Origin of the sequence: Streptomyces sp. NPDC051576, from assembly GCF_040681835.1 — a bacterium.
GTDB lineage: Bacteria > Actinomycetota > Actinomycetes > Streptomycetales > Streptomycetaceae > Streptomyces.
In genome coordinates this window covers 318,870-335,478 of the sequence record NZ_JBFAZO010000010.1, presented here as the reverse complement: position 1 = coordinate 335,478, position 16,609 = coordinate 318,870, and the positions used below count along the sequence as shown (strand labels likewise).

The 16,609-nt window shown below is 68.4% G+C and carries 12 protein-coding genes; 7 read left to right on the top strand and 5 right to left on the bottom strand.

Translation table 11 applies throughout. From position 1 onward, the window contains the following. Positions 1–34 precede the first annotated feature (34 nt). Entirely contained in the window at positions 35–1,405 is a 1,371-nt protein-coding gene (locus AB0M63_RS31090) for an MFS transporter (RefSeq protein ID WP_366021751.1), read from the top strand. Here AB0M63_RS31090 and AB0M63_RS31085 read toward each other — a convergent pair. Further along, entirely contained in the window at positions 1,365–1,973 is a 609-nt protein-coding gene (locus tag AB0M63_RS31085) for a DUF1349 domain-containing protein (RefSeq protein WP_355912728.1), read from the bottom strand. The genes AB0M63_RS31090 and AB0M63_RS31085 overlap by 41 nt on opposite strands. A 34-nt stretch (positions 1,974–2,007) precedes the next feature. After that, the gene (locus AB0M63_RS31080; protein WP_366021750.1) at positions 2,008–3,537 is read right to left on the bottom strand and encodes an aldehyde dehydrogenase (NADP(+)); all 1,530 of its coding nucleotides are present in this window, start codon (positions 3,535–3,537) and stop codon (positions 2,008–2,010) included. Positions 3,538–3,677: 140 nt separating this feature from the next. Here AB0M63_RS31080 and AB0M63_RS31075 point away from each other — a divergent pair, with 140 nt between their 5' ends. The 3 genes from AB0M63_RS31075 to AB0M63_RS31065 all read left to right on the top strand — a co-directional run bounded on the left by AB0M63_RS31075 (position 3,678) and on the right by AB0M63_RS31065 (position 6,521). Further along, entirely contained in the window at positions 3,678–4,451 is a 774-nt protein-coding gene (locus AB0M63_RS31075) for an IclR family transcriptional regulator (protein WP_019067473.1), read from the top strand. Positions 4,452–4,454: 3 nt separating this feature from the next. Next, on the top strand, positions 4,455–4,946 hold the full coding sequence (locus AB0M63_RS31070; RefSeq protein WP_355912735.1) for a GNAT family N-acetyltransferase: 492 nt from the start codon (positions 4,455–4,457) through the stop codon (positions 4,944–4,946). A 114-nt stretch (positions 4,947–5,060) separates the two neighbouring features. After that, positions 5,061–6,521 (top strand): penicillin-binding transpeptidase domain-containing protein, encoded by a 1,461-nt coding sequence (locus AB0M63_RS31065; protein ID WP_355912738.1) that lies wholly within the window; start codon positions 5,061–5,063, stop codon positions 6,519–6,521. A gap of 10 nt (positions 6,522–6,531) precedes the next feature. Here AB0M63_RS31065 and AB0M63_RS31060 read toward each other — a convergent pair whose 3' ends face one another. Further along, on the bottom strand, positions 6,532–7,983 hold the full coding sequence (locus tag AB0M63_RS31060; protein ID WP_355912741.1) for an NCS2 family permease: 1,452 nt from the start codon (positions 7,981–7,983) through the stop codon (positions 6,532–6,534). Positions 7,984–8,227: 244 nt separating this feature from the next. Here AB0M63_RS31060 and AB0M63_RS31055 point away from each other — a divergent pair, with 244 nt between their 5' ends. The 3 genes from AB0M63_RS31055 (at position 8,228) to AB0M63_RS31045 (ending at position 11,434) form a co-directional block, all read left to right on the top strand. Continuing rightward, positions 8,228–8,794, top strand: coding sequence for a SigE family RNA polymerase sigma factor (locus tag AB0M63_RS31055; RefSeq protein WP_355912744.1), 567 nt, complete (start codon positions 8,228–8,230; stop codon positions 8,792–8,794). Next, the gene (locus AB0M63_RS31050) at positions 8,791–9,657 is read left to right on the top strand and encodes a hypothetical protein (RefSeq protein WP_366021749.1); all 867 of its coding nucleotides are present in this window, start codon (positions 8,791–8,793) and stop codon (positions 9,655–9,657) included. Before AB0M63_RS31055 ends, AB0M63_RS31050 begins: the two co-directional genes overlap by 4 nt. A gap of 94 nt (positions 9,658–9,751) precedes the next feature. Continuing rightward, the gene (locus AB0M63_RS31045; RefSeq protein ID WP_366021748.1) at positions 9,752–11,434 is read left to right on the top strand and encodes a rhamnogalacturonan lyase B N-terminal domain-containing protein; all 1,683 of its coding nucleotides are present in this window, start codon (positions 9,752–9,754) and stop codon (positions 11,432–11,434) included. Between the two features lie 2,898 nt (positions 11,435–14,332). On the opposite strand, the gene AB0M63_RS31040 is transcribed toward AB0M63_RS31045, so the two are convergent. Beyond that, the gene (locus AB0M63_RS31040; protein ID WP_366021747.1) at positions 14,333–15,115 is read right to left on the bottom strand and encodes an NUDIX hydrolase; all 783 of its coding nucleotides are present in this window, start codon (positions 15,113–15,115) and stop codon (positions 14,333–14,335) included. 262 nt (positions 15,116–15,377) lie between these two features. Beyond that, positions 15,378–16,307 carry a hypothetical protein gene (locus tag AB0M63_RS31035; RefSeq protein WP_366021746.1) on the bottom strand — a complete coding sequence of 310 codons (930 nt, stop codon included), beginning with the start codon at positions 16,305–16,307 and terminating at the stop codon, positions 15,378–15,380. Between the last annotated feature and the right edge of the window lie 302 nt (positions 16,308–16,609).

Sequence of the window (16,609 nt, the reverse complement as noted above, 5' to 3'; positions counted from 1 at the left end):
ACTGTACGCCGTCGCGATTGCGCAGCATGGGCACATGACGACGACCACCACTCAACTCGGGCCCCGCACCGGCGGTTTGACCCCCTCCTCCCCCGTCCTCACGCTCACCGCAGCTCTCCTCGGCTTCGCGCTCATCACCCTCGACGCCTCCGTGGTGAACGTGGCGCTGCCGTCGATCGGCACCGCGCTCGGCGGCGGGATGTCGGGGCTCCAGTGGGTGGTCGACGCGTACACGCTGTCCTTCGCCGCCCTGATGCTGTCCACCGGCGCCTTCGCGGACCGGGCCGGGGCGAGCCGGGCGTACGCGATCGGCATCGCGGTCTTCACCCTCGCCTCGGCGGCCTGCGGCCTGGCCCCGGACCTGCCCGAGCTGATCGGCGCGCGCGTGCTCCAGGGCGTGGCCGCGGCGGTCGTCCTCCCCGCCTCACTGTCCCTCGTACGGCAGGCCTACGCCGACCCGGTCAGGCGGGCGCGGACGGTGGCGACCTGGGCGGCCGGCGGCTCGGTGGCGGTGGCCCTGGGTCCGGTGGCCGGGGGTGCGCTGACCACGGTCTGGGACTGGCGGGGCATCTTCTTCATCAACCTGCCGCTGGGAGCGGTGGCACTGGTGCTGCTGGTCCGGGCGCCGCGTTCGGAGCGCCGCCGCGCGCCGCTGGACCTGCCGGGCCAGCTGACGGCGGTGGTGGCGCTCACGGCGGTGACGTTCGCGGTGATCGAGGGCGGGGCGACGGGGTTGGTGGCGCTGCTGGTCGCGCTCGTCGCGGGCGCGGCCTTCGTCCGGATCGAGCTGCGCCAGGCCCACCCGGTGGTGCCGCTCGGTCTCTTCCGCAGTCCTGCGGTGTCCGTGGCGGTCGCGGCGGGTGCGGCGTGCAGTGTCTCCTTCTACGGCGTGATCTTTCTCTTCTCGCTCTTCTTCCAGCAGGTGCAGGGCCGTTCGGCGTTGTACGCCGGGCTGATGTTCCTGCCGATGACGGGTGTGATCCCCGTGACGAACATCGTGGCGGGCAAGCTGGCGGCGCGGTACGGGGCACGGCTGCCGATGCTGGCCGGGCAGGTGCTGGCCGCGGTGGGCGCCCTCGTCCTGTTGTACGTCGACGCGGGCACGCCCCCGCTTCTGGTGGGTGTGCTCCTCGTGCCGATGGCCCTCGGCTGCGCGCTGACGGTCCCGCCGCTGACCGCCGTGATGATGGACGCGGTACCTGCAGAGCGGGCGGGCCTGGCGGCCGGTGTGCTCAACGCCGCGCGGCAGGTGTCGGGGGGTCTGGGGATCGCCGTGTTCGGGGCGCTGGTCTCCGGCGGGTTCACCGCGGGCCTGCGGGAGAGCCTGGGGATCGGTGCGGCCCTCTTCGCCGTGACGGCCCTGCTCAGCTTCCGTCTCTCAGGTCGTCCGGCCAACTCGGCCTGAACTCGAGGTGGTCGTACGTCACGACACACCCCTGGCCCATCGGCGACTGGGTCATGAAGCCGATCAGGGCCGCGTCCGTCTCCTTCTCGTCGCCGAGGGTGAAGAGGCGGACGAAGGTCCAGTGGTCGCCGTCGAGGGAGGCGTGGAAGGCGAAGGCGCGGCCGGTGCGGCTGATCCGGAGCCACACCGAACTCCCTTCCACGGTGAAGGAGTTGGCGTCGTCGGAGTGTCCCCGGGTGACCACCGTGCAGACGGTCGGCACATCCGGGGAGTACTCCAGGCAGAGCTTGGCCCAGGCCCGCTCACCGACATGGACGTAGAGCACCCCGGCGTCGAACGACCCCGCGAACCCCACGGTGACGCGCGCTATGAGCTGGAAGTCGCCGTGCGGCGCCCCGAGCAGCCGGGGTGCGTCGGAGGCGGGGTCGAGCGCCTCGTCGGTGGGCGGGACGAACCGGTCCTGGCGGGGACCGGCCCATCCGGTGAGCACACCGTCCTCGTACGACCAGTGCCCGTCGGGCCCGTACGTACGGAGGGGAAAGGGCAGTTGGGAGATCTCCAAGTCCATTCACCCACTATCCCAGGCCCGGAGATCTCCGGGCCTACCGCTCCAGTTGGCCGTCGTAACGCCGGGGCAGACCCAGCGGGTTGTCGTCCCGCAGCTCGGGCGGCAGCAACGCTTCAGGGGTGTTCTGGTAGGCGACCGGCCGCAGCCAGCGCTCGATCGCCGTACCGCCCACGGACGTGGAGGTCGAGGTCGTCGCCGGGTAGGGGCCGCCGTGGTGCTGGGCCGCCGCGACGGCGACACCCGTGGGCCACGCGTTCACCAGCACCCGCCCGGCCAGCGGGGTGAGTTCGGCCAGGATCTCCGCACCCCGGCCCTCGCCCGCCGCCTCCTGTGCCGACAGATGGACCGTCGCCGTGAGGTTGCCCGGCAGTCGCGACAGCACCGCGTTCGCCTGGGTGTCGTCGTCGTAGCGGGCCACCACGGTGACCGGCCCGAAGCACTCCTCCAGGAGGAGGTCGTAGGACCCCTCGGCGGTGAGCTTCTCGGCCGGCACCGTCAGGAATCCGGGGCTCACGGTGTGCTCGCCGCCCGCGCCGGGGGTCACCGGCGAGTCCACGTCGGGGAGTTGGGCGCGCTCGGTGACTCCGGCGAGGAAGTTGTCGCGCATCCGGTGGTCGAGGAGGACCCCGGAGTCCGTGTTGCTGACCGCGTCGGTGAGGGACTTGAGCAGTCCGTCGCCGGCGGAGCCGGACGGGACCAGGACCAGGCCGGGCTTCACACAGAACTGGCCGACGCCCAGCGTCATCGAGCCGGCGAGCCCGGTGCCGATCGCCTCGGCGCGCTCGGCCGCCGCCGCCTCGGTGATCACCACGGGGTTGAGGGAGCCCAGTTCGCCGTGGAAGGGGATCGGGACCGGCCGGGCCGCCGCCGCGTCGAAGAGTGCGCGGCCGCCGCGTACCGAACCGGTGAAGCCGGCCGCCGAGACCAGCGGGTGCCCGACCAGCTCCACGCCCGCCTCGAAGCCGTGCACCAGGCCGAGGACGCCGTCCGGGATGCCCTGCTCGGCGGCGGCCCGGCGCACTACCTTCGCGACCAGTTCGGACAGGCCCGGGTGGTCCGGGTGGGCCTTGACGACGACCGGGCAGCCGGCGGCCAGCGCGCTCGCGGTGTCACCGCCGGGGACCGAGAAGGCGAAGGGGAAGTTGGAGGCCGAGTAGACCGCGACCACGCCCAGCGGCACCTTGTAGCGACGCAGGTCCGGGATCGGCGGGGTGGCCGTGTCGTCGGGGTGGTTGATGACGACGTCCAGGAAGGCGCCCTCGTCGACGATGTCCGCGAAGGCGCGCAACTGGTAGCAGGTGCGGGCCAGTTCGCCGGACAGGCGGACCGGGCCGAGCGCGGTCTCCGCGTCGGCGACCTCGACCAGGTGGTCCTTGGCCGCTTCGAGTTGGTCGGCGGCGCCGCGCAGGAAGGCCGCGCGGACCGTACGGTCGGCGAGGGAAGCGCGTGCCGCGTGGGCGGCGCGAACGGTGGCGTCCACCTCCTGGGCTGTGGCCTCCACCGCAACCTGTTCCCGCTGCTTCCCGGTTCGGGGGTCGACACTCCAGACTGGTGCTGCTGCCACCGCGGGTCCCTCCACATGTCATGCCGCAGATCTGGGTCATTCACCAGGGTCGTTCGATATGCTGAACGCTGTCTCTGATGATGAATATGCTCTCCGAGACTATATCTTCTGGTTCTCGTCGAACGAAGGGGTGCAGGGCGATGTCGGCAGGCGAGACAGGCGGCGGGGCGCAGGTCAAGTCCGCGGTGCGGACGGTGGAGCTGCTCGAATACTTCGCCGGCCGGCCCGGTATGCACTCCCTCGCGGCGGTGCAGGAGGCCGTCGGCTATCCCAAGTCCAGCCTCTACATGCTGCTGCGCACGCTGGTGGAGCTGGGCTGGGTGGAGACGGACGCCACGGGCACGCGGTACGGGATCGGGGTGCGCGCGCTGCTGGTCGGCACCTCGTACATCGACGGCGACGAGGTGGTCGCGGCGGCCAGACCGACGCTGGACCGGCTCTCCGACGACACCACGGAGACCATCCACCTCGCCCGGCTCGACGGCACCAACGTGGTCTATCTGGCCACCCGCCAGTCGCAGCACTATCTGCGCCCCTTCACCCGGGTCGGCCGCCGGCTCCCGGCGCACTCGACCTCGCTGGGCAAGGCGCTGCTGAGCACCTACTCGGACGAACAGGTCCGCAAGATGCTCCCGGAGACACTGCCCGCGCTCACCGAGCACACGATCACCGACCGGGAGAAGCTCATCGAGGAGCTGCACCAGGTCCGCGAGCAGGGCTTCGCCGTGGACCGCGAGGAGAACACGCTGGGCCTGCGCTGCTTCGGAGTCGCGATCCCGTACCGCACCCCGGCCCGGGACGCGATCAGTTGCTCGGTGCCGGTGGCCCGGCTGACCCCCGCGCACGAGCAGATGGTGAAGGACGCCCTGTTCGACGCCCGTGACCGGCTGACCCTCGCCACCCGGAGGCTCTGACAGATGCAGGTCGCGCTCCGCCCGATCCACGACAGTGATCTGCCGGTCTTCTTCCGGCACACGAACGACCCCGAGTCCGTCCGGATGGCCGCCTTCACCCACGAGGACCCGGCCGACCGGGACGCCTTCGACGAGCACTGGAAGCGCATCCGCGCCTCGGCCGATGTGGTGCCGCGCACGATCCTGGTGGACGGCGACGTCGTGGGCAACGCGGCGGTGTACGGCGAGCCCGGCGAGCGCGAGGTGACGTACTGGATCGACCGCGCCTACTGGGGCAAGGGCATCGCGACGGCCGCGCTGCGCGACCTGCTGGCCGAGGTGCCCGAACGCCCGCTCTACGCGCGCGTGGCGGCCGACAACGCGGGCTCCCGGCGGGTGTTGGAGAAGTGCGGGTTCCGGGTCAGCGGGCAGGACCGGGGGTTCGCGAACGCGCGGGGCGAGGAGATCGACGAGCTGGTGCTGACGCTGGGTTCGCGCACGGCCGACGACTCGTGAACGAGCGCTGATGTCACGAACGCTGATTTCACAAGCGCTCGTGTTCATGAGCGCTCGATGAGAAAAGCGCCGTAAGGGAACGATTCGTTCCCGCCCGGTCGTCTTCAGAGCGGGATGAACAAGACGATCAGGCGCGCCTCCGTTTTCGCTCTGCTCCTCGTGCTGACTCTCCTCGTGAGAGCGACCTGGGTGCAGTTCTACGACGCCAAGGCGCTGGCGGACGACACGGACAACCGGCGCAACGCGATCGAGACGTACGCGGACCCGCTCGGCAACATCATCGTGGCCGGGAACGCGATCACCGGCTCGGCGCGGACGGGAAGCAGCAGCGACCTCGCGTACAAGCGCACCTACACGGACGGCAAGCTGTACGCGGCGGTGACGGGCTATGCCTCGCAGAGCTATGCGCCGACGCAGTTGGAGGGGATCTACGCGAACCTCCTCGACGGCACGGACAGCAGCCTGAAGACCGTCATGGACACGGTCACCGGCGAGCGGGCCGCCCCGGGCAACGTGGTCACGACGATCGACCCGGCCGTGCAGAAGGCCGCGTACAGCGCGCTCGGCGACAAGAAGGGTGCCGCCGTCGCGATCGACCCGACGACCGGCAAGATCCTCGCCGTCGTCTCGACCCCGTCCTACGACCCCTCGTCGCTGACCGACGCGAACACCGCCGGCTCGGCCTGGAAGACGCTCAACGCGGACGCCGACAAGCCCCTGACCAACCGCGCGCTGCGCCAGCCGCTGCCGCCGGGCTCCACGTTCAAGCTCGTGGTGGCGGCGGCCGCCCTGGAGGACGGGCTCTACTCCTCGGTGGACGAGAAGACGACCAGCCCCTCGCCGTACACCCTGCCGGGCACGGTCACCCCGCTGAGCAACGAGAGTTCGTCCGCGCCCTGCACGAACGCCTCGATCCGGGTCGCGCTCCAGTACTCGTGCAACACGGTGTTCGCGAAGATGGCTGTCGACCTGGGGCAGGACAAGGTCAGGGCGATGGCCGAGAAGTTCGGCTTCAACGACGACAAGCTGGACATCCCGGTCCGGGCATACCCGAGCGTGTACCCGTCGGACATGGACCAGTCGTCCACGGCCCTGACCGGTATCGGCCAGTACGACGTGACAGCCACCCCGCTCCAGATGGCCATGGTGTCCGCCGCTATAGCCAACGGCGGCAAGCTGGTCTCGCCGCACATGGTGTCGGAGACCACCGACAGCGGCGGCGATGTGCTGAAGAACTACGACGACAGTACGACGACGAAGCAGATCGTCAGCTCCGGCACCGCGCAACAGCTCCAGTCGGCGATGCAGACGGTCATCACCAAGGGCACCGGCACGAACGCCCAGATATCCGGCGTCACCGTGGGCGGCAAGACGGGCACGGCCCAGCACGGCGTGAACAACGACCAGTCGCCGTACGCCTGGTTCACGGCGTACGGCAAGTCCGACTCGTCGAGCAAGCAGGTCGCGGTGGCGGTGGTCGTGGAGCAGTCGGACGCGGCGCGGTCGGAGATCAGCGGCAACGGCCTGGCCGCCCCCGTGGCCAAGGCCATGATGGAGGCGGCCCTCAAGAACTGAGACCGGCCGGCTACTTCACGCCGAGGATCTGCTCCACGGGGTCGATCGCGAAGTACACCAGGAACAGCGCCGAGACGCCCCACAGCAGCCAGTTGACCTCCTTGGCCTTGCCGAGGACCGCCTTGATCACGACGTACGAGATGAACCCGGCCCCGATGCCGTCGGTGATCGAGTACGTGAACGGCATCGCGGCGATGGTGAGGAACGCCGGGATGGCGATCTCGTACCTGTCCCAGTCGATGTGCTTGACGTGGGTCATCATCAGGAAGCCGACGGCGATCAGCGCGGGCGCCGCCGCCTGCAGCGGGACGATCGTCAGCAGCGGGGTCAGGAACAGCGCGAGGCCGAAGAGACCGCCGGTGATCAGGTTGGAGAAGCCGGTGCGGGAGCCCTCGCCGACGCCGGACGCGGACTCGATGTAGGCGGTGTTGGAGGAGGCGGAGCCGATGCCGCCGGCGACCGCGGCGGCGCCGTCGATGAACAGGACCCGGCCGATGTTCGGCACCTGCCCCTCCTCGTCGAGCAGTCCGGCCTCGGCGCTGATGCCGACGATCGTGCCCATGGCGTCGAAGAAGTCCGACAGGATCAGCGTGAAGATCAGCAGGATCACGGTGATCGCGCTGGTCTCACCGAAGGCCCCGAACAGACTGAAGTGACCGATGAGTCCGAAGTCGGGCGCGGCCACGATCTTGTCCGGCACCTTGGGGGTCATCAGGCCCCAACTCTTGATGTCGGCGGCCGAGTTGATGATGATCGCGACGACGGTCATGGTGACGATGCTGATCAGGATCGCGCCCTTCACCTTGCGGGCGAACAGCGCGATGGTCAGCAGCACCCCGAGACAGAACACGAGCACGGGCCAGCCGGTCAGATGGCCCACGGCGCCGAGCTGCACGGGCACCGTGGTCTCGGCGGCGTCCGGTATACGACTGACGAACCCGGCGTCGACGAAGCCGATGAACGCGATGAACAGGCCGATGCCGACGCCGATGGCCTGCTTGAGCTGCTGCGGGATCGCGTTCATGATCGCCTCGCGCAGCCCGGTGAGGACCAGCACGCAGATCAGGACACCTTCGATGACGACGAGGCCCATCGCGTCGGGCCAGCTCATCAGCGGGGCCAACTGGAAGGCGACGACGGCGTTCAGGCCGAGGCCCGCGGCGATGGCGAGCGGCAGATTGCCGCCGACGCCCATGATGACGGTCATCACACAGGCCACCAGGGCGGTGGCGGTGACCAGTTGGCCGGTGTCGAGCGTGTGCCCGAACTTGTCCTTGGCGCTGCCCAGGATGATCGGGTTCAGGACAAGGATGTAGGCCATCGTGAAGAACGTGGCGAAGCCGCCGCGTATCTCACGGCCGAAGGTGGATCCCCGTTCGGAGATCTTGAAGAACCGGTCGACGCCGTTCGAAGCCGGTGGTTCGGCGCTCGGCCGGTCGGCCACCTTCTGTGTCTCGGACATGCGGGTACTCCTTGTTGCCTCAATGATCGGTGCGCGGATGCTGGCTGGATTGTTCCCGCGTTGAACCTGTTTCAGGTTTTCCCCGTGTTACGGAATGGAGGTCGGCCCGCCAGACGATGTTCGAAGGCCTGTACCAACCCGCCCAGTTGATCACTGCTACGCTCCGGATCCCATCGGGCTCACCCCCGGATGATCACGTGTCAGCCACACGGCACACACAAACCGCAGCGAGGAGAGGTCCCCCGTGGGCACAGTCGTCGACGACGCCGCCTCCGTGGAGTTCCATGCCTTCTTCGAACGCCACTACGCCGAACTGTCCAGGTTCGCCCATCTGTTGACGGGCGAGGCGGACGCCGCCGACGATCTCGCGGCCGACGCGCTGCTCGCGCTCTGGCACCGCTGGGACCGGGTGCGCGCCGCCGACCATCCGGCGGCGTACGCCCGCGGGGTGGTCGCCAATCTGGCCCGCACCCGGATCCGCAGCGCGGTGCGCGAGCGCCGTCGGGTCGCCCTGTTCTGGTCGCAGCGCGAGGAGAAGACCGAGAACCCGGACGTGGCCGGCGCGGTCGACGTCCAGGAGGCCCTGCGCAGACTGCCGTTCCGCAAGCGGGCCTGTGTGGTGCTGCGGCACGCCTTCGATCTCTCGGAGAAGGACACCGCGCTCGCCCTCGGCATATCCGTCGGTACGGTTAAGAGCCAGACGTCGAAGGGCATGGCGGAGTTGCAGCGGTTGCTCGGACCGCAGAGCCCTCCGCTGCGGATGCACGCGGCGATGGCACGCGGCGGCGAGACCGGAGGGAGGAACCGATGAGACACCAGGACGTGCACGAGGAGCTGAGCGCCCGGCTGCACGAGGCGGCCGAGGGACACGAACCCGACCGGGCGCGCATCCTGGCGCGGCTCGAACGCGGCATGGCCGCGCAGTCCCGCCCCGATCACCGGGCCACCCGGCCGCCCGTGTTCGGCTGGGTGCGGGTCGTCAGCGCCACGGCCGCGGTGGCGAGCGTCCTCGCGATCGGCGGCTATGCGGTGGCGTCCGCGGTGAAGAGCGACTCCCCCGCCCAGCAGACGGTGTCCGTCTCCCCGACACCCTCGCAATCACCGGCCGCGACGAGCCACGCCCCGGTCAAACCGGTTGCCCCGAAGCCCAGTTCGGACTCCGACGCCACTTCGCAGAGCTCTCCGAAGGCGAGCGCCTCCACGACGAGTTCCGCGACCCCCACGCCCTCCATTCCCGTGGTGCCGCCCGCTTCCGGCACCGAGGACGGCCCGCTGTGGTCGGACGGCTCGATCGACCCGGGCAGCAACGACTTCTGGGCGCAGAGCGATGTCACCCTGAAGACGACCAAGCAACTCACCGCGCTCACCGTCCAGTTGAAGATCAAGCAGACCGGCGGGGTCACCTCGACGGGCGCCTGGCGCTCGCTGCCGGAGGACGACTTCACGCTGACGGTGGCCGAGCAGGACGGGTTCCTGGTCTACACATGGGTGCTCAAGGAGGGCCGTACGGTCGCGGCGGGCGAGTGGGTCTTCGCCGGGCAGTACGACCATGAGCGCGGCGGCCGGGATGCCAAGGACGACAGCTACTCGGCGGCGGGCACGGTAGGAGCGGCGGGTACGGCGGGTGGCCAACAGCTCGCGGTGAAGGGCGACTTCGCGGCGCAGAAGTCGTAGACAGAAATCTCAGGCAGACGGCAACCCTTTCTCCAGCGGCGGCGACAAGGAAGCGCAAGGTTCCTCCCGCACGGAGTCACACGGAGCAAGTCGCTTGAGCACGCACAAGAAACACCTCACCCGCAGGCGGGTGCTCGGGGCCTCCGCGATCGGTGTCGCCGCCACCGGCGCGGCCGTCGCGGGCGGCACCGGCCTCCTCACTTCCGCCTCGGCCGCCGCCTTCGGATACACCGACGACGGCGCCAACTACGTGATCACCACAGGCGCTTCACTCGTCCTCAAAATCTCCAAGTCGACCGGCGACATCACGTCCCTCGCCTACAAGGGCAAGGAGTACGAGGGCTACGGCGGCAAGCACTCGCACGTCGAGTCCGGCCTCGGCGCCTCCACTGTCACGATTCTGCAGTCCGGGTCGACGATCCTGGTCAAGGTCGCGCACGGCGCGATCACCCAGTGGTACGCGGCCCGCAGCGGCGAGAACAACGTCTACCTGTGGACGAACAAGGCGGACGCCTCCTTCACCGCGACCCGCTACATCGTGCGGGTGAAGCCGGGGATGTTCCCCAACTCCGGCTCGGACGCGTGGGATTCGACAACCGACACGATCATCGAGGCCGGCGACGTCTGGAAGCACCCCGACGGCACGACCCGCTCCAAGCACTACTCGGGCAAACGGACCATCGACTACGACCACGTCGGCTTCACCACCGGCTCGGTCGGCCTGTGGCTGATCCGTTCCAACCACGAGAAGGCGTCCGGCGGCCCCTTCTACCGCTCCCTGCTGCGCCACTCGAACGAAGGCGGCGCCGGGCTGTACGAGATCCTGCACTACAACGAGGCCCAGACAGAGCCCGAACGCTTCGGCCTCCAGGGCCCGTTCGTGGTGGCCTTCACGGACGGCGGGGCACCCTCGTCCTCACTCTCCGCGGCGAACCTGGACACCTCCTGGGCGGACTCGCTGGGCATCACCGGCTGGGTCGGCAAGGCGGGCCGCGGCAAGGTGGCGGGGGTGGGCCTGAAGAACATGGCCGCTGGGCACCCCTACACGGTGGGCTTCGCCAACGCGGACGCGCAGTACTGGACGAAGGCCGCGGCCGGCACCGGCGCGTTCTCTTGCAAGGGGATGCTGCCGGGGACGTACACGTTGACCGTCTTCAAGGGCGAACTGGCCGTGCACACAGGGTCGGTGACGGTGACGGCAGGCGGTACGACGTCCCTGCACACCCTGAGCATCACCGGCGACCCCTCCACCGCCTCGACGGTGTGGCGGCTCGGGGACTGGGACGGGACGCCCAGCGAGTTCAAGAACGCCGAGCTGATGACGTACGCGCATCCCTCCGACGCCCGGGCGGCGAAGTGGACGGGGAACGTGACGATCGGGAGCGGGACGGAGGCGGCGTCCTTCCCGGCGTACATGTGGAAGGACGTGAATGACGGCGTCCTCATCTACTTCAAGCTGACGGCGGCGCAGGCCGCCGTGGCGCACACGCTGCGGGTCGGAGTGACGACGGCGTACATCAACGCGCGCCCCCAGGTCACCGTGAACGACTGGGTCTCGGCGATCCCCACCCCACCCACACAGCCCTCCACGCGCGATCTCACCACGGGTTCCTACCGCGGAAACAACCACACGTTCGTTTTCAACGTCCCTTCCAGTGCGTGGAGTTCGGACGTCTCGAAGTACAACGTCCTGAAGATCAACGTGGTCAGTGGTTCGACAGGCTCGGCGTACCTCAGCCCGGGCACGTCGTTCGACTGCATGGACCTGCTGACCTGAGCCCCCCTCGGTCAGCAGAGCGACGCCCCTGCCGGTGACGATCGGTGGGGGTGTCGTGTTGTGGGGTGCGGGGGCTTGTGTGCCCCGCCGTCATCGCGGGGTCGGATGCGCAGAGTGTGGACGGAACGGTCGAGCAGCGGAGCATGACTGTCCGGAGACGGTCAGCCCTTCGCCGCGGCGAGCAGGTGGGGATAGCACTCGCTGCAGGGGTCGTTGACGCTCTCCGGACGAGTCGCGCTGACGTGGTCGGAGCGGTCGAGTAGGTGGGCGTAGGGCGCTGTGAAGGCCGTGACGAACGGATCGGCCTGGGGCGGGGCGCGTCGATGCCGACGGTGAGGGCCGGGCCTGCCTGGTCATGGACGCCGGCGGCGATGTCCCGGCGCGGACCCGTAGTACCGCTTTGGACCTGCTCAGCGTTCTGCTCCTCGGCCAACCACCGTACGGAGGAGCAGAATTCCGAGTCCAGGGACAGTTCTGCCAACTCCGACCACGCCTGGACCTGTTCCGTCTCCGGGTTGTCGGGCAGCTGGGGGTGGCATCGAGCACATGCCCTCTCGTACGCGGGAGCGTGGCCAAGGACGCCGATCACGGTGTCGAGGAACTCGCCGATGAACACCCGCGCCGCAGAAACAGGACCCGGATCTGTATGTCCGGCACGTCGCCGTCAACACCGTGGCGACGCGTGAGCCTGATGGTGGTTCTTCGTACACGCCCTCGACCTAGCCGCCTCGGCAGGACGAGCCTGGCACCTGGTCCGATCTGGAACGGCCGTGAACGGGACTGAATGAGACGGAAACTGAGACGGAGCCTGCGCATAACTCGGGTTCTGGAAGGACTTGCCCTGACCCCTCGGGGAGCCTGCGCATACGGCGGGCACCCTCAGCTTGGGAAGCTGAGATCATTTGGGGGCGGTTCGGGGACTGGCCTGAGCAAACGGCCGGCTCGTGGTCTCGTTGGGCTGGGCGGCTTTCACCGTGGTTCCCCGCTGTTCCCCGCTCGATCTGGTGCGCTTGTGGTGCAGACCGTAGGCGTCAGAGGCAGTGCTGGTGGAACGTGTTGTCAGTAGGCACGGCTAGGGTCTTTGACGCGCGGTCGGCTTCCGAGGTGCTCAGCTCTGTAGAGCAGTTGCATCCCCGGTTCTGTCTGGGGGCGGCCCGGGTACGGCCCGGGACCTAACCGACGGCCGGGCTTCGTCGATGGCCAAGGAGAGACCTGCCGGCGCCGACCGCACACCGAACATGGCACCTTCCAGGGAGCGAAGGCACGCTTTCCAACTGTGATGATGCCTCGCGGAGCCGCGTGCAGGGGCGTTCACCTGCGTTCACGGGCGGCCGGTCATGGGAGCGACAATCGGCCTCAGTCCCGTCTGAACGGCCGTGAACGGTGGTGAATGAGACGGAAACTGAGACGGCCGTGCTCTTCAGCGCAGCCTGTCAGCGCGGCCTGTCGCCGGATCCAGGGCGCCCCTCGATGGCGGTCACGAACGCCGTGGCTGGGTCGGTTCCTACGATGCTGCCCACCGCCGCAGCTTCCTGGTGGCGTGGTCCTTCTGCAGTCGGGTTGCCGGGGACTCCCTCGCGGTCATCACGAGCGCCATGATGGGGGTCCATCGCTTACGCCCCCTGCGGGTCGTCCATCGGACCGCCGGAAAGCTCGTGATCTGGGTGACGTGCTCGCGCGCGATCACCCGAGTGCGCAGGTATCCACGGATCACCATCGTCGTGTGCTGACACGTCACGCCGAGCCGGTATCCCCTGACAGAGATGACGGCCGACCCGATCAAGACGAGGCAAGCCGCGGATCGCGGAAGGCCGTCACCGGCCTGTACCGCGTAGGCAACGGCCCCAACTGCTGGGATCGCCCCGAGACTGCCGTTCGCGAGACGGTTCAGCCTCGACAGCGACAGCTCCATGAGACTCCTCACCCGTATGGGGACGCGCCGGCGAGCGTACAGGCAGCGAGCCTCCTCCTAGAAGGAGCGCCAGCAAATCTCCGGCTCCCTGACCTGGAGGATCCGCAGGGAGCGGGCGATAAGGATCGTGCTCGCGCTCTCAGCTTGGGAAGCTGCCGCAGGCGTCTGCGCTTGTCCGCCGCTGTTCGCCTGCGCTGCCACGCAACCAGACACTCACGGCCCCAGCGACCTGGCGGCAGCCCCGGGCTGGGGGCCTCAAGGATGCCTGAGCCGCGAAGGCTCGAACAGCCGCTAGTAGTAACCGCTGTGTACGGCCCAGACGTCGATGACAACCATCGTCAGGACCCACAGGGCTGCGACACCGAGAACGGAACGTTTGACCAGTCGGGTCCGCTGCCGCACCACGGTGGTGAGCTGTTCTGTGTCCCTGCCGTCAGGTCGTGGGTAATCTCGCCATCTGCCCGTTCCTATCCAGACTGCCGCCAAAGCCACGGCGATCCAGACAGTCCACTCTCCTAGCCGTTCACCCAGTTGGTACAGCGTCATCTGTCCCCCCAATCCCAGCACAGAAGGAACCTACTGCGACCGCGGGACAGCACTTCGGTCGGGGCAGGTAGCCGATTCGGGGCGGACAACTTCTGATCTACCCTCCCCGTCGCCTTCGTTGCCTCCACCGCCTCCATCGTCGCGGTCGCCACCGCCATCGGACCCGGCCTGCGCTCCCCCAAAGTCACCCACACCAAACAAACTCAACTCCTGACCAGGAGCGTGGACCGCGGGCCCCGCAGCGTCCTGCGATCCATGGGCCGTCGGACGCCCTGAGCTCCGCACCGAGGGCTTTGTCGTCCTCACCGCACGTGCGAGGGGACTACCAGGGCCACTCTCGGCTAGCTGACGGGCAGTATTGGTGGCTGGCGCCGGGTCCTTGGGGCGTTTCCGTGGGCCCGGCGCCGTCTTCGGGGTCGGGGTCGGGGTCGAGGTCGAGGTCAGATCTCCAGGCCGAACTCGCGCCACCGGTCCGAGATGGTGGTGAGGAAGCTCTGTGACGCGGCCAGGGAGTCGGCCCGAAGGGCCTCCTCCAGCGTTGTCCACCGGACCTCGTGGATTTCCTCTTCCTGCACGTCGGGATGCGCGGGAAAGTCTCCGACGCAGACCCATGCGTGGATCTTCCCGTGCCCTTCGTCCCTGGGGAGGCACCCGAGTGAAATCATCCCCCTCGCGTCGAGGTCGATACCCAGCTCTTCCCGCACCTCGCGCCGAGCGGTGTCCAAGGGCGTGTCGTCGGAGGACTCCATCTGGCCCCCGACGGGATGCCAGTACCCGGGATAGCGGAGAGTCCGCGCGAGCAGGATTCTTCCCGAGTCGATCAGGAAGACGAAGGACGTCCACAGGTCGGATCCATTGACCCGCTGCTCGTACGCGTGGTCCACGGCGGAGAGCGGAACACCGGGATCCGTGATCGCTGCTCGTTCGTTGACCACGTCACTGCTTTTGGAGGGGCCGAGCACCCGCGACTCGTTGCCGGCCACGTGCTCGGTGGCGACCAGAGTCACGGACCAGGAATCCCATACGGCTTCATTCGGGCTTGTCGTGGTGTGGAACCTCCCGGCAGGAATGTGGAGCGGGTTCCCCTGCGGTGTGGCGTCCCATTCCGAGACCATGCGGACAGTTGTGGACCTTCCTTCCGGCGAGAGAACGCTGACTCCGACGCCGGGCGAGCTCTCGACGGTGAACGAGTCGTAGCAGACGGCCGTCGCGCCGTCGTCCACGTCGTATATCGCGTGCCGGACACAGCCCACGACGGAACGTGTCAGCAGGTCCCAGCCGTGGCTGTGCACGATGAAGGGGTCGGAGTCCGTTATCCGCTTTCCGGCGGGCGGCCACAGATGCACGCGGATGCCCCACTCCGGGAACGTGTCCAAAGGCAGGCGGAACACGAGGAATCCGTAGGGGTGCAGGTAGGGGGGCGAGTCGTCCAGGAACGCCCGCAGGTCCCGCCACCCTTGACGAGTCATCCACGAGCCGATCGCCTCACGCGTTGGCATAGGGGTTCACCGGCCTCCGGTACGCGTCCAGCGTCAGGTTCAGGAGTTCGTCGTCCGCCCCTTGGAGTATGTCTAGCAGGGAGAGGACTTCCCTAACGTCCGCGATGGAACCAGGATCCAGCTCGGTGGCGGACCGAGGGAGAGTCAGTTCCGTGCTCTGGCGGTTGCTCAGCCGCATGTCCTCTTTGGTCGAGTCGTAAAAGGACGAGCCGACCGGGTATTTCAACGCGGCCGTGCCGGCCTTCTCACGGGTCACGATCACGCAGGTGTCGGACAGGTCGATCGTGAACGGTGAAACGGTGGACGCCAGGTATACCCGGCAGTTGAGCCGGGAGAACTGGTAACTCAGGAGCTGGAGCCTGATGATGGTCGCGGCGATCTCCGCCTGCGCGCGCCGCCGGGTCCAGTAGTCCCGCCGGTCGGGGTTCGCGTTCCTCCGGTACTCGGCGAAGAAGTCCATGAGTTCGACGTTGTCCGGATCGAGCACCTGCACGTTCACCAAGAGATAGTGTCCCTGCCTCTCGGCGCGCTGGAGAAGGGTCGGCAGGACCGCCGATCTGAAATACCGAGCCGTATGACCCCGGTAGTCCCAGGCATTGGTTGCGCCAGCTGCTTTGTCCAGCTCGGTGGAGATCGATCCGGGGTCGGTGACCTGAACCTCCATCGGTCCCTGCCGCTTCAGGCCGTAGAAGAACACCACGAGCAGGGAGACGCACAAGGAGGCCACCGCGGCCCCGGTGAGCGAGTCGACGATCGAGATGATCATGTCGCTGAGACTCACCTTCGTCGCCCCGCCCAGGTGCGGCAATGCGAACAGCCTGATGACGATCAGCAGCGCGGCGGCCAGACCGAGCGAGGAGAGGTACAGCTTCGTGTTCACGCCCGCCGGGCCGTCACTTCTCCCGGTGTCGTCCATGAGCCATCCCCCGATCGTTCGACCGCCAACCCGTCCGCTCCACCCGCGTGGATCCAGTGGAGTCAACAGGACCCGCGGGTGGTCCATCAAGAGACCGTGAACGCCGGTGTCACCGCCGAGACGCTGATGCGGCGAGGCTTTCCTGTGCCGACCGCCGGGAGCCGTCCCCCAGCCGGACCGCCGGACCGTTGAGAGATGGGCCGCGGGCACCGCCGTGGCCGACGTCGGCGTCACCTGCGTCGGACTCGGGTGCGGAATTCGCCGCCATCACCCTCACGTCCGCCTGTTCGTCCACTGGTCCA